General features: G+C 72.5%; 18 protein-coding genes. 5 read left to right on the forward strand and 13 right to left on the reverse strand.

What is annotated here, in order from left to right; all coding sequences use genetic code 11:
* Positions 1-23 precede the first annotated feature (23 nt).
* From O7629_RS23630 to cysS, 3 genes are all read right to left on the reverse strand, one after another.
* Positions 24-2,648, reverse strand: a complete 2,625-nt coding sequence (locus O7629_RS23630) for an Hsp70 family protein (protein ID WP_278171848.1) — start codon at positions 2,646-2,648, stop codon at positions 24-26.
* A gap of 135 nt (positions 2,649-2,783) precedes the next feature.
* Complete coding sequence (rlmB, locus tag O7629_RS23635) at positions 2,784-3,899, reverse strand: 23S rRNA (guanosine(2251)-2'-O)-methyltransferase RlmB (RefSeq protein WP_278171849.1); 1,116 nt, start codon at positions 3,897-3,899, stop codon at positions 2,784-2,786.
* Complete coding sequence (gene cysS / locus O7629_RS23640) at positions 3,899-5,362, reverse strand: cysteine--tRNA ligase (protein WP_278171850.1); 1,464 nt, start codon at positions 5,360-5,362, stop codon at positions 3,899-3,901. Before cysS ends, rlmB begins: the two co-directional genes overlap by 1 nt.
* Positions 5,363-5,404: 42 nt before the next feature.
* Here cysS and O7629_RS23645 point away from each other — a divergent pair, with 42 nt between their 5' ends.
* Positions 5,405-6,055 carry a helix-turn-helix domain-containing protein gene (locus O7629_RS23645; RefSeq protein ID WP_278171851.1) on the forward strand — a complete coding sequence of 217 codons (651 nt, stop codon included), beginning with the start codon at positions 5,405-5,407 and terminating at the stop codon, positions 6,053-6,055.
* A 30-nt stretch (positions 6,056-6,085) separates the two neighbouring features.
* Here the strand turns inward: O7629_RS23645 and O7629_RS23650 are convergent, their stop codons facing one another.
* From O7629_RS23650 to O7629_RS23670, 5 genes are all read right to left on the reverse strand, one after another.
* Positions 6,086-6,766 carry an HAD family hydrolase gene (locus O7629_RS23650; protein WP_278171852.1) on the reverse strand — a complete coding sequence of 227 codons (681 nt, stop codon included), beginning with the start codon at positions 6,764-6,766 and terminating at the stop codon, positions 6,086-6,088.
* 19 nt (positions 6,767-6,785) lie between these two features.
* Entirely contained in the window at positions 6,786-8,234 is a 1,449-nt protein-coding gene (locus O7629_RS23655) for a class II fumarate hydratase (RefSeq protein WP_278171853.1), read from the reverse strand.
* Positions 8,235-8,317: 83 nt separating this feature from the next.
* Positions 8,318-8,764: a hypothetical protein gene (locus O7629_RS23660; protein WP_278171855.1), complete on the reverse strand. Its 447-nt coding sequence runs from the start codon at positions 8,762-8,764 to the stop codon at positions 8,318-8,320.
* Positions 8,765-8,836: 72 nt separating this feature from the next.
* Positions 8,837-9,952: a winged helix DNA-binding domain-containing protein gene (locus O7629_RS23665; protein WP_278171856.1), complete on the reverse strand. Its 1,116-nt coding sequence runs from the start codon at positions 9,950-9,952 to the stop codon at positions 8,837-8,839.
* A gap of 15 nt (positions 9,953-9,967) precedes the next feature.
* On the reverse strand, positions 9,968-10,390 hold the full coding sequence (locus O7629_RS23670; RefSeq protein WP_278171858.1) for a VOC family protein: 423 nt from the start codon (positions 10,388-10,390) through the stop codon (positions 9,968-9,970).
* A gap of 111 nt (positions 10,391-10,501) precedes the next feature.
* On the opposite strand from O7629_RS23670, the gene O7629_RS23675 reads away from it, so the two are divergent.
* Both O7629_RS23675 and O7629_RS23680 read left to right on the forward strand, forming a co-directional pair.
* The gene (locus O7629_RS23675) at positions 10,502-11,569 is read left to right on the forward strand and encodes a WYL domain-containing protein (protein WP_278171860.1); all 1,068 of its coding nucleotides are present in this window, start codon (positions 10,502-10,504) and stop codon (positions 11,567-11,569) included.
* A gap of 74 nt (positions 11,570-11,643) precedes the next feature.
* A complete protein-coding gene (locus tag O7629_RS23680; protein WP_278171862.1) occupies positions 11,644-12,381 on the forward strand; it encodes a hypothetical protein in 738 nt (245 codons plus the stop codon).
* 72 nt (positions 12,382-12,453) lie between these two features.
* On the opposite strand, the gene O7629_RS23685 is transcribed toward O7629_RS23680, so the two are convergent.
* A complete protein-coding gene (locus O7629_RS23685; protein ID WP_278171863.1) occupies positions 12,454-13,167 on the reverse strand; it encodes a hypothetical protein in 714 nt (237 codons plus the stop codon).
* A 157-nt stretch (positions 13,168-13,324) separates the two neighbouring features.
* On the opposite strand from O7629_RS23685, the gene O7629_RS23690 reads away from it, so the two are divergent.
* On the forward strand, positions 13,325-14,590 hold the full coding sequence (locus O7629_RS23690; protein WP_278171864.1) for a CU044_5270 family protein: 1,266 nt from the start codon (positions 13,325-13,327) through the stop codon (positions 14,588-14,590).
* A gap of 36 nt (positions 14,591-14,626) precedes the next feature.
* On the opposite strand, the gene O7629_RS23695 is transcribed toward O7629_RS23690, so the two are convergent.
* On the reverse strand, positions 14,627-15,046 hold the full coding sequence (locus tag O7629_RS23695) for an NUDIX hydrolase (protein WP_278171866.1): 420 nt from the start codon (positions 15,044-15,046) through the stop codon (positions 14,627-14,629).
* 283 nt (positions 15,047-15,329) lie between these two features.
* Here O7629_RS23695 and O7629_RS23700 point away from each other — a divergent pair, with 283 nt between their 5' ends.
* The gene (locus tag O7629_RS23700) at positions 15,330-16,631 is read left to right on the forward strand and encodes a ricin-type beta-trefoil lectin domain protein (protein WP_278174658.1); all 1,302 of its coding nucleotides are present in this window, start codon (positions 15,330-15,332) and stop codon (positions 16,629-16,631) included.
* Between the two features lie 122 nt (positions 16,632-16,753).
* On the opposite strand, the gene O7629_RS23705 is transcribed toward O7629_RS23700, so the two are convergent.
* From O7629_RS23705 to O7629_RS23715, 3 genes are all read right to left on the reverse strand, one after another.
* Positions 16,754-18,526 carry a hypothetical protein gene (locus O7629_RS23705; protein WP_278171867.1) on the reverse strand — a complete coding sequence of 591 codons (1,773 nt, stop codon included), beginning with the start codon at positions 18,524-18,526 and terminating at the stop codon, positions 16,754-16,756.
* A complete protein-coding gene (locus O7629_RS23710; protein WP_278174659.1) occupies positions 18,523-18,810 on the reverse strand; it encodes a hypothetical protein in 288 nt (95 codons plus the stop codon). Before O7629_RS23710 ends, O7629_RS23705 begins: the two co-directional genes overlap by 4 nt.
* Positions 18,811-19,023: 213 nt before the next feature.
* Positions 19,024-19,281: a hypothetical protein gene (locus O7629_RS23715; RefSeq protein WP_278171868.1), complete on the reverse strand. Its 258-nt coding sequence runs from the start codon at positions 19,279-19,281 to the stop codon at positions 19,024-19,026.
* Between the last annotated feature and the right edge of the window lie 302 nt (positions 19,282-19,583).

Consider the following 19,583-nt stretch of genomic DNA (forward strand, 5'->3'; position numbering starts at 1 on the left):
CGCCCGGCGGCGGGCACCGGCGATCAACCGGCGACGAACCGGTGCGTCACGAACCCGTCGGCGGTCGGGCAGAAGATCACCGCGCGGTCCCACGAGCAGGCCACGGTACGCACACCCTGCAGCACGCCGAGTTCGAGCAGATCGGCCGGGACGGCGGCCGGTACGCCGGCCACGCTGGCGTCCTCCGGGTAGCTGCCCGGGTTGTCGAAGAACCACAGCAGGTTGGCCCGGTCGATCCGGACCGCCACCCCGTCGCGGCTCAGCAGTTCCTCGCCGGCGGAGTCGAGCAGCAGCGACAGGTAGCCACCCGACGTACGGCGTAGCAGAATCTGCTCACCCACCGGCACGACAACCTCGAAGTCGGCGGCCGGCACCCGCCACTGCTCGCCGCCGTCGGCCAGGTCGATCAGCACCAACTCGTTGGTGTCGGCACCGAAACCGGTCGATTCCAGCAGGCAGATCCGGGTGCCGCCGCACGGGGTCAGGCTCTGCAGCCGCCGCTGGTCGTCGACCGGAGTGTAAAGGTTGACCGACTCGCCGGTCGTCGACAGGTCGTAGGACGCCAGCCGGTATCCGCTGCTGTCCGACGGCGCGATCACCAGCCGGCCTGCGTAGACCAGCGCCGGGTCGGTCGGCGCGGCCACGTTGGACCGTTCGCCGAGCAGCTCACCGCTGCCCGCGTCGAACACCCGGGCGTGCCGGGTCGAGGTGAGCTGCACGATCCGCCGATCGTCGGCCAGGTCGGGCTCGGTGGGGACACCGTCGAAGCCGGCCGGGCCGGTCAGGTCGGCGGCGCTCACCGCCGGATACACCGCGGTGTCGGTGGCGTCGTACTGGTCGGCCGGGTTGTTATGCGCCCAGCGTTGGGTGCCGTCGAACAGGTCCAACCCGACCAGCCGCGCACCTTCCACATCAGACCAGACCAGGACGTTGTCGAAGACGAACAACTGGTCCTTGCCGAGGATCTCGAAGTGCCACAGCTGCCGACCGTCGGCCGGGTCGAGCACCGCGACCGGTCGCGGGTCGTTGCTGTACGCGTCGGCGACGGCAATCACCGCGTCCGGGGTGGCCCGCAGGCCGAACCACCGGTCGGCGCGCACGGTCGTCGCCTCGTCCCACCGCTGGTCACCGGTGGCCGGGTCGACGGCTACGACACCGAGCCGGCCGTCGTCGCGGACGTATCCGCCGTACGCCTGACCGTCGACCAGCTGGGTGAAGTCGGCGTCCGCGTCCTCGGGCACCGTGATCGCCTTGCCGACCGGGCTGAACGCCCGGAACTCGATCGGCCGGGCCGGGTCGCGCACCAGGTAGACAACGACAGCGGCGGTGATCACCGCGACCAGGGCCAGGGCGGCGGCGCCGCCGACCAGCCACGGCAGCCGCCGACCTCGTCGGCGCCCCGAGCCGGCCGCCGGACCGGCCGCTGGCATCGGCATCGGCGGGGCCGGAGCGGGCGGAGGCGATGTCGGCGCCGTCGGTGCAGGCGATGTCGGTGCCGTCGGCGCGGGCAGGTCGGCCAGCGCGCCTTCGGCGACCGGCAGCTCCGGCTGCTCCAGCACGGTCGGCGCCACGCCCAGCTCGCTGTGCAGCATCCGGGCCACCAGCGGCACCCGCGACGAGCCGCCCACCAGGAACAGTCCGGCGAGCTGGTCGACACCGAGCCCGCACGCCGCGATCACCCGAGCCGTCTCCCGCACACCACGACCGATCAGCGGGCCGGCGACCTGCTCCAACTCGTCGCGGGTCAGGTGCACCGCCTGGTCCACTCCGGGCACGGCGACCGGCGCCGACGACGCCCGGGACAGCATCTCCTTCGCCCCGCGTACGTCGTCCCAGAACTGTCGACGGTTGCGCCACTGCGCCGGGGTGGCCGGCGCGACCAACTGCTGCCGTACCTGCGGGTCGAGCACTGCGCTGAGGTGCTCGACCAGTGCCGCGTCCAGGTCGAGGCCGCCGAGCTCGGTGAGCCCACCGGAGCCGATCACCGCGAACCGGGCCCGCCCGTGCGAGTCGACTCCATCGTTGCGTACCACGGCGACGTCGAGGGTGCCGCCGCCGAAGTCGAACACGGCGATGGCCTGCCCGACCGGCACCGGCCGGCGCAGCACGTCGGCGAAGTAACGGGCCGCCGCGACCGGCTCCGGCACCAGCCGGGTCCCGGGCCCGGCAGCGGGGGATCCGACCGGCGGCGGGCCGGAGGTTGCCGGCCCGCCGGAGGTCACCGGAGGCCAGCCGGCGCGGGCCACCGCGTGCACCAGCACCTCCCGGCGGCGGGCACCCCAGCCGGCCGGGTAGGTCAACGCCGCCGGCGGCAGGAAGCCGACCGCCTCCACCGCCGACCGGGCCACCGCTGCGAGCACGGCTGCCAGCAGGTCTGCGGTGGGCACGTCATGGTCGCCGAGCAGCACCGTCGGCTCGTCGACCCGGCGTTTCGGGTTCGGCTCGAACCGGGCCGGGTCGGCCTGGGCGAGCCGCTGCGCGTCCCGGCCAACGTGCAGCCGGTCGCCGAGGAACACCCCGGACGGCAGGACCGGTACGCCGTCGAAGAGCAGCGGCCGGGTCCGCCCGTCCGGCCAGCGCAGCACCGCGACCGTGTTGGATGTGCCCAGGTCGACACCGAGGGCGAAGCCCTCGTCCTGCCCTGTCATCCGCTCTTCCTCCGCCGCACCCCGAACCGCCCGACACCGACCCCGGGCATGCTACGGGTGACTGACCCGCTGATCAGCGATCGGCCGGTCGACCGACGTTCGGGGGGCGGCCGGCCGGCCCGGATACGCCTCGGATCAGCCGACCAGGCGGCGGCGGGCGACCTCGGCGAGGGTGACCGCGGCGGCCACGCTGGCGTTGAGCGACTCGACGTCGGAGTGCATCGGGATGCGTACCCGCAGGTCGCAGGTCTCGCCGACGAGCCGGGACAGGCCGCGGCCCTCGGAACCGACCACCACGACCAGCGGACCGACGGCGGCCTCCAGGTCGTACAGGTCGGTCTCGCCGTCGGCGTCCAGGCCGACCACGGTGAACCCCTCGGCCTGGCACTTCTTCACCGCCCGGGTCATGTTGACCACCTGGCTGACCGGGGTCCGGGCGGCGGCACCGGCGCTGGTCCGCCACGCGGTGGCGGTCATCCCGGCGGCCCGCCGCTCCGGCACGAACACGCCGTGCGCGCCGAACGCGGCCGCCGAGCGCACCACCGCGCCGAGGTTGCGCGGGTCGGTCACCCCGTCCAGGGCGACCAGCAGCGGCTCCGGCTGCTCGGCGGCGGCGGCCAGCAGGTCCTCGAACGGCTCGTACGCGTACGCCGGCACCTGCAGCCCGACGCCCTGGTGCAGCACGCCGCCGGTCATCCGGTCCAGCTCGGCCCGGGTGATCTCCAGGATCGCGATGCCCCGGTCACCGGCGGTCCGCACCAGCTCGGTGACCCGGTCGTCGACGTCGATGCCCTGGGCGACGTAGAGCGCGGTCGCCGGCACGTTGGCCCGCAGCGCCTCGACCACCGGGTTGCGGCCGACCAGCAGCTCCGGGGCGTCCTTCGGCGGGTGCGCCTTGCGGCCCGGGGAGACCCGCGGCCCGGACCGGGCACCGCCCCGGGCCAACCGGCCGGTGGCCGGGCCGCCCCGGCTGCGGCCACCGCCGCCCCAGGTGGTGTCCTTCGTCCCGGGTACGCCGATCTTCGGCGCGCGCCCCTCGGCGGCCGCCGCCCGGCGTTCCTTCTCCTGCTTCCAGGCGGTCTTGTTCGGCAGCTTCTCGGTGCCGGAGTAGCCCTTGTGCCACGGCCGTTCGTCGGCCGGCAGGGTGCGGCCCTTGCCGGCCAGGCCGGACCGGTTCTTGCCGCCGGAGCCCTGGGTGGTGCCCTTCTTGGGGGTGACCCGCCGGCCACGTCGTTGCGAGTTGCCGGGCATCAGGTCTGCTCTCCAATGGTCCAACGGGGGCCGTGCGGGGTGTCCTCGACCGTGACGCCGGCCTGCTTGAGCTGGTCCCGCACCGCGTCGGCGGCGGCCCAGTCGCGCCGGGCGCGGGCCTGCGCCCGCTGGTCGAGGGCGAGGGCGATCAGCGCGTCGACCGCGCCGCGCAGCTCGTCGCGCGGGGCGGCGTCGCCCCACGCCGGGTCGAGCGGGTCGAGACCGAGCACGCCGAGCATCGCGCGGACCCGGCCCAGGCTGGCCCGCAGCGCCCGGTCGGCGTCGGCGTCGCCGTCGCTCCCGGCGGCGGTCACCCCGGCCCCGGTCAGCAGACTGTTGCCGTCGCGGACCTCGTCGTGCAGCACCGCGAAAGCGGCCGACGTGTTCAGGTCGTCGTCCATCGCCGCCGCGAACGCCGCCGGCACCTGGGTGGCCGCCTCCGGCGTCGGGCTCGCGCCGACCTGCTCCGCCGCCCGCCGGACGAAACCCTCGATCCGCCGGTACGCGGTGGCGCTCTCCCGCAGGGCGTCGTCGGAGTAGTCGATGCGGGACCGGTAGTGCGCAGCGGTCAGGTAGTAGCGCAGCTCGGCGGGACGCACCCCGAGTCGGGCGACGTGGTCGAGGTCGATGACGTTGCCCAGCGACTTGCTCATCTTCGCCGCGCCCAGGTTGAGTAGCCCGTGGTGCACCCAGTAGCGGGCGAACGGCAACCCGGCCGCCTTGGACTGAGCGACCTCGTTCTCGTGGTGCGGGAAGGTCAGATCCAGCCCGCCGCCGTGGATGTCGAACTCGGGGCCGAGGTAGCGCCAGCACATCGCCGAGCACTCGATGTGCCAGCCGGGCCGGCCCGGACCCCACGGCGAGAGCCAGGCCGCGTCGGCGGGCTCGTCCGGCTTGACGCCCTTCCACAGTGCGAAGTCACGCGGGTCGCGTTTGGCCCGCTCGGCGCCGTCGCCGGCCGGCTGCATAGCGTCGAGGCGCTGGCCGGACAGCGCGCCGTAGTCGGCGTACGAGGCGACGTCGAAGTAGACGTCGCCGCTGCCGTCGGCGGCCGGGTAGGCGTGGCCGCGCTCGATCAGCCGCTCGATCAGTTGGTGCATCTCCGGGATGTGCCCGGTGGCGCGCGGCTCGTACGTCGGCGGCAGCACGTTCAGGCTGCGGTACGTGGCGGCGAGCACCAGCTCGTTGGCGTACGCGATCGACCAGAACGGCTGACCGGCGGCGGCCGCCTTGTCCAGCACCTTGTCGTCGACGTCGGTGATGTTGCGGATGAAGGTGACCCGCAGCCCTTGGTGGGTCAGCCAGCGGCGAAGCACGTCGTAGTTGACGCCGGAGCGAAGGTGACCGATGTGCGGGGCGGACTGGACGGTGACGCCACACAGGTAGACGCTGACCTCGCCGGGCTGGCGGGGCACGAAGTCCCGCACGGACCGGGTCACGGTGTCGTACAAGCGGAGCGTCACGCTACGAGGGTACCGACTGGCACCCGTCCGTACTCTGTCGGTGTGCACGCGCGAGGGGCGGAGACGGCGCAGACCCTGGACCGGGGGCTGCGCCTGCTGGGCCTGGTCGCCGAGGCGACCGGCGGGATCACCGTCACCGAGGCCGCCGGGGCGCTCGGCATCGGACGGGCCGCCGTCTACCGGCTGGCCACCACCCTCGCCGCGCACGGCATGCTGCGCCGCGACACCGCCGGCCGGCTGCGGCTCGGGGCCGGGCTGCTGCAGCTGGCCCGGCGGGCACAGCCGCTGCTGGCCGACGCCGCGCTGCCGGCGCTGCGCCGGCTCGCCGAGGAGTCCGGTGCCACCGCCCACCTGACCGTCGCCGACGGCGCGGAGGCGGTGGCGCTGACCGTCGTCGAACCGAGCTGGACGGCGTTCCACGTGGCGTACCGGGCCGGGTCGCGGCACCCGGTCGGTCGCGGCGCCGCCGGCCGGGCCATCCTGGCCGGCCGCGACGGTACGCCCGGACCGGTGACCAGCAGCGGCGAGTTGCAACCCGGCGCGTACGGGGTCGCCGCCCCGGTGCTCGGCGTGCCCGGCCTGGAGGCCAGCGTCGGGGTGGTGGCGATGGGCACCCTGGACGCGCCGGCGATCGGCGCGCAGGTGCAGGCGACCGCCGAGGCGGTGTCCCGGCTGCTCGCCGGCGAACTGTGACCGCTTTGCTGTGAAGCAGTGCAGTCGGGTTCAGAACAGGTCGGCGAGGGCGTCGGGCAGCTGCGCCAAACTGGTGATCTGCGCGTCCGGGCACACCTCGGGCGGGCAGGACTCACCGCGCCGGTTCAGCCAGACGGCCCGCAGCCCGGCCGTCTGCGGGCCGACCACGTCGTGTGGGATCGAGTCGCCGACGTAGACCACCCGGTCGGCGGCGGTGACCCCGGCGGCGGTCAGTACGGCGTCGTAGAACCGCTGGTCCGGCTTTTTCGGCAGGCCGTCGACGTGCGCGTACACCTCGAAGGCGAACTGGCCGCGCAGCCCGCACCGGTCGGCGCGGCTGTTGCCGTTGGTGGCCAGGCCGACGGCGTACCGGCGGCGCAGCCGGTCCAGGGCGGGCAGCGTGTCGGCGTACGGCCGGCTGAGCGCGAACCGTCGCTCGAAGAAGATCCCGGTGATCCGGTCCAGCTGCTCGGGCATGCCGACCCGGTCCAGGGAGCGGGCCAGCGCGCCCCGGCGGATCCGCATCACCGGTGCGGACGGGTCGGCGGCGAACGCGGCCGCCCAGTCGTCGGCCATGTCGCCGAGGGTCAGCTCGGCGGCGCGCGGGGTCAGCCGGCGCAGCTCGGTGAGGACGGTCTGCAGCGCGCCGGTGACCGCGGGCCGCAGGTCGACGAGGGTCTCGTCGGCGTCGAACACCACGGTGGTAATCACCCCACCAGGGTATGCCTGCTCAGCTGGGCCGGGTCATCCGCAGAACGTCCAGCGCCTGGTCCAGCTCGGCGGCGGTCAGCCGACCGGCGTCGACGTGGCCGCGTTCCAGCACCACCGCGCGGATCGACTTGTTCTCGGCGAGCGCCTGTTTGGCGATCGAGGCGGCCTCGTCGTAGCCGAGGTGGCGGTTGAGCGGGGTGACGATCGACGGCGACCCTTCGGCGTACGCCAGACAGGTCTCCGGGTCGGCGGCGAGGTCGGCCACGCAGCGCTGCGCGAGCAGCCGGCTGGCGGCGGCGATCAGCCGGACCGCTTCGAGCAGGTTGCTGCCCATCACCGGCAGCATCACGTTCAGCTCGAAGTCGCCCTGACTGCCGGCGAACGCGATCGTCGCGTCGTTGCCGATCACCTGGGCGCAGACCTGGCGTACCGACTCGCAGACCACCGGGTTGACCTTGCCCGGCATGATCGACGACCCGGGTTGCAGGTCGGGGATGCGCAGCTCGCCGAGGCCGGCGCGCGGGCCGGAACCCATCCACCGGATGTCGTTGGCGATCTTGTAGAGGCCGACGGCGATGGTGCGCAGCTGCCCGGACGTCTCCACCAGGGCGTCGCGGGCGCCCTGGGCCTCGAAGTGGTTGCGGGCCTCGGTCAACGGCAGTTCGGTCGCGTCGGCCAGCTTGGCGATCACGGCGGCGGCGAAGCCGGGCGGGGTGTTCACCCCGGTGCCGACGGCGGTGCCGCCCAGCGGCAGCTCGGCCAGCCGGGGCAGGATCGAGCGCAGCCGTTCCTGGCCGTAGCGGACCTGTGCGGCGTAGCCGGAGAACTCCTGGCCGAGGGTGACCGGGGTGGCGTCCATCAGATGGGTACGGCCGGCCTTGACCACGGTGGCGAACTCGTCGACCTTGCCCTCCAGCGCGGTCGCCAGCTCGTCGAGGGCCGGGATCAGCTCGTGCACCACCTGATGAGAGGCGGCCAGGTGGATCGAGGTCGGGAAGACGTCGTTGCTCGACTGCGAGGCGTTGACATGATCGTTGGGGTGCACCGGCCGGTCCAGTTCGCGGGCGGCGAGGGTGGCCAGCACCTCGTTGGTGTTCATGTTCGACGAGGTACCGGAGCCGGTCTGGAACACGTCCACCGGGAACTGGTCGTCGTAACCGCCGGAGGCGACGTGCGCGGCGGCGGTGACGATCGCCTCGGCGATGCCGGCCGGGATCACCCCGAGGTCGGCGTTGACCTGCGCGGCGGCACCTTTGATCTGGGCGAGGGCGCGGATCTGGGCGGATTCGAGCGTACGGCCGGAGACCGGGAAGTTGTGCACCGCGCGTTGGGTCTGCGCCCGCCACAGCGCGTCGGCGGGGACCCGTACCTCGCCCATCGTGTCGCGTTCGATCCGGTAGCCCTCGTCCCGGACGCCGTCCTCGCTGATCCCACCGTCGCTGATGCCCTCGTCAGTCACCTTTCCCATCCTGCCCCGAGTGGCCGCACCCCGCAGATGATGTGGGCCACGTACGGTCCCTGCCCCCAGTACTGCTCGCGGGTGGCGTCGGGCTACACCTCGCGGGTGGTGGCGTCGCTGGTCGTGCCGCCGGCCGGCGTACCCATGCCGCCGCTGGTGGCGTCGCCGGTCGTCGTCGGCGCCACCTTGTCCCGGCCGCGACCCTTCTTTCCCCGGCCAGGGTCCTTGCCCCGGCCGGGGCCGGTGGCGCGGCGGGTGCTGGCCGGACCGGCGGTGCCGCCGGTGGTGGTCAGCCCGCCACCGGAGCGGGTCGGGCCGCCGTCGCGCAGCGTCTCGGCCGGGATCGGCACGTCGGCCGGGTCGTCGAGGTCGCGCTCCTTCACCTCGCGGACCGGGTCGTTCGGCGGCGCGACGACGTCGTCCAGGATCTCCTGGCGGTACGCCGACCGCTGCTCCAGGTCGTCGACGAACGCCTGCCCGCGATCACGCTCGGAGATCTGCTCCCGGCCCTGGTCGGCGCTGCCGCTTCGTCGCCCCATGTCGTCACCCCTCCCGTCACGGCGGGTGTGCCCGGATCGGCGGCGGCGAAACCTGAGCTGACCGGCCTGCCCTCAGCCGGCGGTCAGGCGTACCCGGTGGCTGTCGCCGTCGGAAAGGAACGCCGCCACGCGCTCCCCTTCCTCGGCCACGGCGGCGCGCTCGGCGGCGGTGAGGCCGCGCAGCCCGGTGACGGTGACGGTGCCGGCGTCGACGGTCCAGGTGGCGGCCACCCGGCCGTCGACCAGCACGACGCGTGCCCCGGCGACGGAGAGTCCTCGGTGGGCGTCGTCGATGATCCGGCTGCGGTCGTCGTAGCCGAGGATCGCGTTGTCGAACGCCGGCAGGAACCGCACCGGGGCAGGGGTGTCCGGGTCGGGTCGCGGCGCGTCCGGCAGGTCGAGCAGTTGCCGGCCGCGCTGGTCGCGGAAGACGACCAGTTCGTCGCGGACGGCAGCGACGGCGGCCGGCAGCCCGGCCAGCCCGCACCAGGCGCGCAGGTCGGCGCTGGCCGCCGGCCCGTACGCCGCCAGGTAGCGCCGTACCAGCGTCTGGCCGACCAGGTCGATGCCGCCGTCCTGCGCAGCGCTTCCATCGGTCGCTGGCTGGTCGGGGTCGAGTCCCACCCACTCCGCCAGCGGCCGGTAGCGCGCTCCACCGGCAGTACGCCACAGCCCGCGCGGCGGCAGCTGCACCATCGGGATCAGCGCCGCGACCAGCACCTCCCCCAGCGCTCTCGGGTCGCGCTGCCGCCACGGGTCGGGCAGGGCGCGGGCCAGCCCGGTCATCGTCCGGGGTTCGCCGTCGGCCAGCACCGCCCGGCCAACCGCCGCGAGCGCGTCGAGGTCGACCCCGGCGAGCTCGCGGCGGTACGCCCCGAGGACCCGTTGCCGCAGCATGGCGTCGTGGCGGGGACGCCAGGCCACCGCATCGGCGGCGGTCAGCAGATGGACGGTGCGGCGCATCAGATGGGTCCGGACCACCGCGCGGCGCAGCAGCAGCTCCGACAGCGTCGTCGGGTCGAAGCCGCGCAGCCGGCTCCACAGCCCGACGAACGGCTCCTGCGGTTCCTGCGCCTGTAGGCCGCCGAGATGGGCGACGGCGTCGTACGCCGGCAGGTCGGCGCGGTCGAGCAGCAACTGCCGGGCCAGCGTCGCGCGGTTGAGCGCCCGGGTGTCCAGCACCGTCATCGGTCGCGCTCCCGACTACCCGTTGTACGGGGCGGCGACGTCGACGACCCAGACGACGCCGAACCGGTCCCGCAGCATCCCGTACGCGGGTGCCCAGCCGGCCGGGCCGAGCGGGACGACCACGGTCGCCCCGTCGGCGAGCTTGTCCCAGTAGCCGGTGACCTCCTCGACCGTTTCACCGCGTACGGAGACGAAGTAGGCGTTCTCGCCCGGCGCGTAGGCCAGTCGACCGGGCACGTCGTACGCCATGACGTGGAAGCCGTTGTCGGCGCGGACCTGGCCCCAGATCACCTGGTCGGCCTCGGATTCGTCCTGGGCGGCGCCGAGGTCGGCGTAGGTGACGGCGACGAGGTCGCCGCCGAAGACGGACCGGTAGAACTCCAGCGCGGCGCGCGCCTCGCCGCGGAAGTTGAGATGGGTGGTGGTGGTGATCGACAAGGTCGGCCCCTCTTGCTGTGTGGTTCAGGCCCGACGGGTGTCGGGCGCAGGGGCAACATTCGCAGGGGTAGTGGCCAGGTTGTGTCCGCTACTACGGTCAGAATGAGAAACATGCCGAAAACCTCGGAACGGCTGTTGATGCTGCTGTCGCTGCTGCAGGCCCGCCGCGAGTGGCCGGGCGGGCTGCTCGCCGAGCGGCTGGCAGTCAGCGCGCGTACCGTCCGGCGCGACGTCGACCGGCTGCGCGATCTCGGCTACCCGATCACGGCGGTCAAGGGACCGGCCGGCGGCTACCGGCTGGACGCCGGTGCCCGGCTGCCGCCGCTGCTGTTCGACGACGAGCAGGCGGTCGCGCTCGCCATCGCGCTGCGGACCGCCACCGCCAGCGGTGCCGGCATCGGGGAGGCGGCGGCGCGGGCGCTGCACACCGTCCGGCAGGTCATGCCGCAGCGGCTGCGCCACCGGATCGACGCCGTAGCGGCCATCGAGGCGATCGGGGCCGTCACGACCGGAGCCGTCACGACCGGTCCGGCCGCCGCGCAGCCGGTCGACAGCGCGACGCTGCTGGCGGTGACCGACGCCGTACGGGCCCGCGAAGTGCTGCGCTTCGACTACCGGTCAGCGCCCATCCCCCGCCGGGTCGAGCCGCACCACCTGGTCACCTGGCGGGGACGCTGGTACCTGGTCGGCTGGGATCTCGACCGCGACGACTGGCGGATCTTCCGGGCCGACCGGATCAGCCCGCGCAGCCCGACCGGGCCGCGCTTCACCCCGCGCGAGCTGCCGGCGGACAGCGTCGCCGCGTTCGTCACGGCCAGGTTCCGGGGCGCGGACGGCACAACCGGTGCGGCCGGCTCGGCGGGCTCAGCCGGCTCTGACGGCTCGGCGAGCTCCGGTGACTGGCCCTGCCGGGGTCAGGTGATCCTGGATCTGCCGGCCGCTGAGGTTGCTCCGTACGCCTACGGCGGCATCGTCGAGGAGATCGGTCCACGCCGCTGCCGGCTGACTCTGGGCTCCTGGTCGTGGGTGGGTCTGGCGAGCGCCGTCGGCATGTTCGACGCCGGCATCGAGGTCGTCGGCCCGCCGGAGCTGGCCGCCGCCTTCGCCACCCTGGCCCGCCGGTACGCCACCGCCGGGCAGCCTCCAGAGGCAGGTCGCCGGCCAGTGACCGCACCATGACGCCAGGTTGCCGCCGGCCGACATGATGGGCGAGGTAGCGGTCACTGTGGTCGCCGCAGCAGGCCGAGGGCGGGGTGGCGGATTTGTCAGGTTGGCACCGGTCCGGCAGCGGCCTGTACGTCCCGGCGGGACAGCCCGAGGCCGCCCCAGCCGGCGGCGACGGCGCAGATCGGCCGGGGCGGTCCAGCACCGTCGCCAGCTGGGTCCAGGCGGTCGCCGCGATCACCGCCACCGTCGTCTCCACGGTGGCGCTGATCATCGCGGTCAGCGCACTACGCGACCAGCAGCAGGTCAACGGCCTCGCGCTGGACCGGTTCGAGCGCCGGTACGCCGAGCGGGTGTCGTGGTGGGCCACCCGGCGTGACCGGGGCACCGTCGTCGTCCAGAACCGCTCCCCGGTGCCCGCCCTGGACGTGACCCTGCGGATGGTGCAGGTCATCGACGTGGAGGAGCGCGAGTTCAGCGGCTCGTACCAGCGGCGGATCGGCGTACAGATCTCGGATCTGCCGCCGTGCACGATGACCGAGGTGGACCTGACCGAGCCGGCGATGGCGGCGCGGATCGACCAGGCGTTGCTCGACCAGGCACTGCGCGACGCCGACACCTTCGCGCCGCACACCGGCGGGGACCGTCCGCCGGGCGACGGGACGGTGCTGACCTACGCGGTGCGTTTCCACGACGGCATCGCGCTGTGGGAGCGCCAACGCTCCGGTCTGGTACGGCTGCCGGACGCACTCGCCGAACACGACCTGACCATCGTCGCCACGGCCCAGTCCACGCAACCGGTCACCGACTGCGGCACCGACGGCTGACGTGATCGGCGACCAGCCGTCGCATCTGGCCTAGGCTCTCTGGCCGTGACACGAGGTCGTCTTTTGGCAGCGTCACACGTGGGTGACGACGTCGAAGTTGCCGGCACCGACCGTCGACTCCAGGGTCCGCATCACCGAGCGCGGGTCGTCGTACGGGCCGGAGATGTAGAGCGGTTTACCGTCGCGGCCGAATTGGATCGGCGTGGGGGTGGCCGGTGCGCCGAGGTAGGGGGCCGTCGGGCCGAAGTCCGGGTGCGGTTCGAAACCCAGACCCCGGGCGTACGCGACCGCGCCGTGCACCAGATGCTGGGCCAACTCCAGCGGTGCGGCCAGCGGAGACACGTCCAGGGTGCCGAAGAACTCGCGGCGGAAGTCGTCGATGGCGCTGGCGCTCATCGGCAGCGGGCCGATGGCGTTCTTGACCCCGAGGCAGTAGACGTCGATCAGGAAGCCGCAGACGGTGGCCCGGCTGGCGCGCTCCTGGCGGGCGACGAGCACGTGCACCAGGCCACTGGGGCCGACTTCGACGCCGGCCTGCGGGTCGGTGGCCACCCACTCGTCGGGTGCTTCGGCCAGACCGAGGCCGACGCTCCAGCCGGGGTTGATCCAGCAGCCGAGCAGCGCGCGGTCGGCCGGGTCGGTGTGTGCCTGCTGGGCCGCCGCGATCTGGCGGACCAGCGGCGCGACGGCCGACGGCGCCATCCCGAGGGCCTTGGCGATCTGCTTGGGTGAGCTGCCCCGTTCCCGCAGCTCCCGGACACGGGCGAGAAGGTCCTGATCGGTCATCCGAGCGATTATGCCGCTGGTCGATTCCCCATCGGCTGGCCGCCCCGGCGATGATCGGCAGTGAACCCGATCCGGTGCTCGCGCATAGACATTGCCGAGGGGAAGCAGACCGGAAAGGGCAGACCATCGTGGGCGTACCGCCGTCGCGGGACTTCGGGTGAGGGTGAGGGGCGTCGCGACGCAGCTGACCGATGACGCCGCGATCATCGCCGCATCGCTCGACGACCCGGACCGGTTCGCGCAGGTCTACGAGAAGCATGCCGGGAAGCTGTACGGCTACGCGTACCGGCGGGTGGGCCGGGAAATCGCCGAGGACGTCGTCGCGGACGCGTTCGTGGCCGCGTTCCGGGCACGGCACACCTACGACCCGGGCTACCCGAACGCGTTTCCGTGGCTGCTCGCGATCGTGCACCGTGAGCTGGCCCGCCATCACCGCACCGAGAACGCCCGCTACCGGGCCTTGGACATCCCGGTCGGCACCGTCCGGTCACGACTCAACCGGGCCCGGCGCAGGATGCGTGATGCGTTGGACGCCGATCCGGCCCGGAGCAGCTCGGCAGGCAACGGCATCGAGGATCGGCGGTGGAGCCTCGGCCTGGCTGGCGGGGTGTTGGCGGCGCTGCTCGTCGTGGTCACCGTCGGCGCTCTGGTACGGGGTGGCTGGCCGGCAGGCGGATCGGCACCGCCACCTGTCACGGCCGAGGCGGCCGACATCCTGCGTACCGCCGCGTTGGTGGCGCACGAGGCGGACCGGCCCGTCCCACGAGCCGGGCAGTTCGTGTTCACCGAGACGGTGGCGAGCCCGATCAACCAGGTGCAGCAGCCGGACGGCGGCTTCGGCACCGTTCAGGGACCTCGGGTGTTGCGGCAGACCTGGCTGTCGGCGGACGGCACCCGGGACGGGCTGGTCCGCGACCGGCCGTACCGGCAGGACGGGGCCGGGTCCGACGACCTGGTGCTGCCGGCATGCCCCGCTGTTTCGTCCGCCGACGCGGCGCCGGGCCGATCGTGTACGCCGCAGGCGGGCTTCGACGCCGGCATGCCGGACAACCCGGCGGCGGTACTCGACTGGCTCCGAACCGGCGTGTCCTCGGCAGCAGGGCCGCCGGTGGGATCCGCTGCCGCCCCAGTTGGCGGCGTCGCCGATGCGCTCGTCTTCCAACGGGCCGGTGAGCTGCTGGTCGGCGGTCGATATCTCACTCCGGGTCAGCGGAGTGCCCTGTTCGCCGCGTTGGCCTCGCTGCCGGGTGTGACCGTCCGGCAGCAGGTGCGGGACCTTGCCAACCGTGACGGGGTGGGAGTCGGTATGGCCGATGGGACGACCCTGATCTTCGACGCGACGTCGTACGCGTTCCTCGGCACCACCAACAGCGCACTGCTTCGCCAGGCCACCGTGGACGAGGCAGGAGACGTACCGCTCTAATCCGACGCGAGATCTGTCGTTTGCGCTGGAATCAGCCTACGGGCGTGAGTCAGTGAGCAACTGGTCCAGGTCATGTTGGTCGAGCAGGTTCCGCATCGAGAGGAAGAGTGGGTCAGGCATCGTGGGCGGGGCGGTCCAGCGGAGGTCGACGAACTTGTCCGGCTCGCGGACCTGCGGACTGCCCCGTAGGTGGTCGCTGATCATCCAGATCGTCACGTAGTGCCGGGCGGCGTCGAAGACGTCGTTGGTTACCGCACCGAAGCGTACGTTGGTGATCTTGACGCCGGTCTCCTCCTCGACCTCCCGCCGCGCGGTCTGCTCGAAGCTCTCCCCGTGTTCGAGGTGGCCGCCGGGCAGGGACCAGGTGCCGGCCCCGTGGGCACCTTTGCGGCGGCCCATCAGGAAGCGACCTTCGCTGAGCACGAAGACCGCCACTCCGACCTGCGGTTGCTGCACGCCGATCAGCTAACTCCGGGCCGCCCGGACCGTCCTCCGCAGGCAACGCACCACACATGCATTGACAGACGTCGTACGTCATACCAACATAACTATCGATATCTTTGCCGGCCTACGTCCAGGCTGGCAGGCCGAGGGGCACCGGATCGGTCGAGACCTGCCGCCGCAGCTTCGGCCGCCCTCCTGCCGAGGGTGGACGCCACGGCGGCCTCCACTGTAGGGAGACAAACCTGTGTTACATCGCAAACGCCCGGCCCGCTGGATAGGGACGGTCATGGCCGCTATGGTCCTGGCCGCCGCCAGCGCGTATGTCGTCACGAACGTGACACCGGCGGCTGCGGCCACCACCGCCGGCTGTGGCAAGGCACCAGGGCTGAACAGCGGCACCCACACCATCTCCAGCGGCGGCAGGAACCGCAGCTTCATCCTCCGACTGCCCGACAGCTACGACAACAACTACCCGCACCGGCTTGCCTTCGGGTTCCACTGGTGGGGCGGCACCGCCAACGACGTCGCCTCAGGCGGAACCGACGGCTACGCCTGGGCCTACTACGGCATGCTGTCGCAGTCGAACAACTCCACGATCTTCGTCGCCCCGCAGGGCATCAACAACGCCTGGGCCAACACCAACGGCGAGGACGTGACCTTCACCGACGACATGATCCGCGTGATCGAGAACGCGCTCTGCGTCGACACGACGCAGCGCTTCTCGGTCGGGTTCAGCTACGGCGGCGCGATGAGCTACTCGTTGGCGTGCTCCCGGCCGACCATGTTCCGCGCGGTCGCGGCCATCGCGGCCCCCGGAGAGATCAGCGGCTGCAGCGGCGGCACCCAGCCTGTGGCGTACCTGGGAATCCACGGAATCAGCGACAACATCCAAAGCGGCCGGTCGCTGCGCGACAGGTGGCTCAGGAACAACGGTTGCGCCGCGCAGAACGCTCCCGAGCCCGCGCAGGGCAGCCTGACCCACATCATCACCACCTACTCGTGCCGGGCCGGCTACCCGGTGGTCTGGGCTCCGTTCGACGGCGGCCACCAGCAGGGCCCGGTGGACGGGTGCGCCGGTTGTGAAAGCGGCGCGCGCAGCTGGGTCAAGCCTGAGGTGTGGCGGTTCTTCACCCAGTTCGGGTCCAACCCGCCGCCGACCAGCCCGCCGCCAAGCAACCCGCCGCCGACGACGCCGCCGCCCGGCCAGGCGAACGTGATGATCGCCGGCAGCCAGTCGAACCGCTGCGTCGACGTCCCCAACGCCAGCACGAGCAACGGCACCCGGGTGCAGCTGTGGGACTGCCACGGCAACAACAACCAGCGCTGGACCTATACCGCCAACCGCACCCTCACCGTCTACGGCAACAAGTGCCTGGACGCCAGCGGGGCGGGCACCAGCAACGGCACCGCTGTGCTCATCTGGGACTGCCACGGCGGCGCGAATCAGCAGTGGAACATGAACAGCAACGGGACCATCACCTCCGCTCAGTCGGGACTCTGCCTGGACGCCGTCGGCGCCGGCACCGCCAACGGGACGCAACTGCACCTGTGGGCGTGCCACGGAGGCGCCAACCAACAGTGGAGCACCCGCAGCTGACGGTCCGACAACCCGGGCACAACCGCTGCTCGGCGGTGGCGGCCGTCTCTCTCGGCCGCCACCGCGTCGAACCGCTCGGCCCGCATCAGCTCGGCACACTCGCCCAGCCCCCAGCCAGCGGACTACCTCGGGTGGTCTGTGGTGACGGTGTGGGTGCCGTCGGGGTGGAGGCGGACAGTGACAGGTTCGCCGGGCCGGGTGGCGGCTTGGCGGCGTAGCTGGGTGATGTGGGTTGTGGTGTCGGTGAGGGTGTCGGTCGTCGCGGGCTGTTGTGGGACGGGGATCGGCTGTGTCGGGTCGGTGGGGATGGTGGCGCGGAGTGCGCCGTGCAGGTAGCGGTAGCAGAGTGCGACGGATTCGGGCAGGCTGGCGCTGGTGGGGACGGGGTCGACGGTGTGCGGTGTGGTGGGGTCGACGACCCGGACGGACCAGGAGTGGCCTTGGGAGAGTTCGGGTCGGCCGATGGTGTTGCGGTGGTCGACGGTGGTGATGTCGAGGGCGAGGCCGAGGCCGCGTACCAGGGCGGCGAGTTCGTCGGGGGTGGGGCCGGGCCAGCCGGTGGCGAGGACCATGATGCGGGCGCCGTCGTGGGTGGCGCCGACTTCACCGAGGTACGCGTGGAGTGGGTCGCCGCCGCTGTGGGGGACCTGGCTGACACCCAGGCGGAGGTGCTGGTCGGTGACGTGTTCGCCGTCGATGTCGGTCAGGTCGGTCGGCTGTATGCCGAACCCGGCGGCGAGCGCCCCGATCTGGTAGTGCTCGGGCAGCTGCCACACGGTGGAGCCGGACAGCCGGTCGGCGGGCACCGGTGTGGGCGGCGGCTGGTCGCTGTCGGGTCGCCAGTTGCGGTGCACGGTCCGGCCACGCAGGTCGGTGACGGTGAGCACCGCGCCGCGTCGGACCTGCCGGGTGCCGTAGCAGTCCAGGCAGTACGGCGGATCTGCCGCGTTGGCGCACCGCGTGCAGGGGTGGGTGGGGATCGGCTCGCCCCAGTGTTTCGGTGCCGGCGGCTCCCAGCCGCGTACGAATTTCCCGGGGGTGTCGGCGGGTCGCAGGCTGGTGTGCCACCAGTGCCGGTTGCGCCAGATGGCCTGCGCCCCACCGTGCTGCTCAGCGTCACTGATCATGCGTCGTTCGACCTGGTCGAGGTCGTGGCCGCCGGGGTGCCCGTCCAACCCGACCGGTATCGCACGCCCGGTGAGGGCAGCCTCGGTGAGGTAGTGGGCGGGCAGCTGCGGGTTGGCGACGGTCAGGCCGGTCACCGCACGGGTGGCGGGGATGGTGGCGAGCGCGGTCGGCAGGTCGGCGATCCACCGGTGCTGGTAGTCGGGCACCGCACCGCCGGCGTGTTCGAACCGGACGTCCCAGCTCAGCCCACGCCCGATGGAGCTGGGCCGCACTTCGAGGACCAGGTCGACGTGCAGCTGGTCGGCGAGCGCGCACAACCGGCCGAGCAGCCGCCCCGGATCACCGGGTGGCGGCGGCTCGCTACTGCGGCCGATCAGCACCAGCCACGGCGTCACCAACCGTTCGGCGAGCGCCACCGCTTCCCACCGCAGCCGGTCGGAATCCGGGATGCCGGGCTGCCACTGCCGGGGCAGCGTCAACCCGGACGACGGCAGCCGGCCCGGTTCGTCGGGGAAGTCCGGGTCACGCAGCGTCGCGGCGGCCACCCCGGCACGGGCGGCGAGGTCGGTGACGATCGGCGCGTACGGCAACCACCACGTCCCACCCGGCGTCGGCAACGGCGTGAACGAGCCCGGAACGAGGCTGGTCGACGCCACCTGCCCGGTGTCGAGGTTCGCGACAGTGAACACCCTTTGCGCCCGCCGCCGGTCCACGCCGACCCCGACCACATGCAGCGAACCGGCCGGCACCTTGTCGACGCCGTTCACGCCGCCACCCCCGCCCCGAACCGGTGCGACTGCTCGAACTGCTCCGACTGCCAGTCCCGCAACGCCTGCTTGAGCCGGGCGTTCTCCTCCCGGGTGGAGCCAAGTTCGGCGCGCAGCGCGGTCAACTCGTCAGCGACCAGATGCAGAAACGCCCGCACCTCGACCGGGTCGCAGCCACGCCGGGTACGGCCGGCGAACGCGCGTTCGCGGACCAGGCCGGGGCTGATCGACGGCCGCACCGGCCTGCCGTACAAGTGACCGACGGTGTTCGGGGCAGGCGTCACCGGCCGGCGCGCCCCGGCCGCCACGTCGGTCGGCCGCCGATTGTGGCGGGCGATCTCAGCGAGCAACCGCCGGTTACGCCGACTCCGCACCGGAGACCGCCGGAACAAGTCAAAGAATCCACGCACAGCAGGAACCACCTTTCACACAATCGAAGAACTTTCAGAGGTACGGATAGAGGGCGCGCGGCTCACGTAGCGCTGCCGCTGCCCTGGTCAGCGGTGCCGACGCGGGCGGGGCGCCCAGCGGAGACCGTCACGCTCGACGAAGATCTCCCGACGTTCACGGGCCTCGCCGTCGGCTGCCACCACGTACCCGGCCAACCAGACCCAGCCCTGGTACGTCAGCTTCGCGTCCACTGTCGTCACCCGGAACCGGAAACCCCGCCCGGCCGCGAACTGCACACTCGCCCCGCCATCGATGATCAACTCGTCACCGGGCCGGGGATCGGCCGGCGACCGGTCGGCCGGCACGCTACCGATCAGCCGCCGGCACCGTCAGCCGACCGCAGTCAGGACACCACCGCGACTTGATCTTGAAACTGAACAACCCGACGAAGAACCCGAGCAGGATTCCGGAAACCAGGGCACCAAGCGCCACCATGATCAACCCTTCCGATTGGGCTGGGGACGACCGGGCGAGCCGTTACCGCAACCCGCTCGGTCACCTGGGAATACAGCGAAACGCAGCGGGCAAACGATCATGAACTCGCCGTTCCCCGCTACCCAGCAGCCGGCCAGTTGATCAACCGTCCACCTTCGATGCACGGACTACG

It is taken from the genome of Solwaraspora sp. WMMD792 (assembly GCF_029626105.1).
Taxonomy (GTDB): domain Bacteria; phylum Actinomycetota; class Actinomycetes; order Mycobacteriales; family Micromonosporaceae; genus Micromonospora_E.

Bases quoted from the DNA above. Each gene is read 5' to 3' on its own strand.
- O7629_RS23630 (WP_278171848.1), bottom strand. From the start codon at position 2,648: ATGACAGGGCAGGACGAGGGCTTCGCCCTCGGTGTCGACCTGGGCACA.
- rlmB (WP_278171849.1), bottom strand. From the start codon at position 3,899: ATGCCCGGCAACTCGCAACGACGTGGCCGGCGGGTCACCCCCAAGAAG.
- O7629_RS23655 (WP_278171853.1), bottom strand. From the start codon at position 8,234: ATGGGAAAGGTGACTGACGAGGGCATCAGCGACGGTGGGATCAGCGAG.
- O7629_RS23660 (WP_278171855.1), bottom strand. From the start codon at position 8,764: ATGGGGCGACGAAGCGGCAGCGCCGACCAGGGCCGGGAGCAGATCTCC.
- O7629_RS23665 (WP_278171856.1), bottom strand. From the start codon at position 9,952: ATGACGGTGCTGGACACCCGGGCGCTCAACCGCGCGACGCTGGCCCGG.
- O7629_RS23675 (WP_278171860.1), top strand. From the start codon at position 10,502: ATGCCGAAAACCTCGGAACGGCTGTTGATGCTGCTGTCGCTGCTGCAG.
- O7629_RS23685 (WP_278171863.1), bottom strand. From the start codon at position 13,167: ATGACCGATCAGGACCTTCTCGCCCGTGTCCGGGAGCTGCGGGAACGG.
- O7629_RS23700 (WP_278174658.1), top strand. From the start codon at position 15,330: ATGGTCCTGGCCGCCGCCAGCGCGTATGTCGTCACGAACGTGACACCG.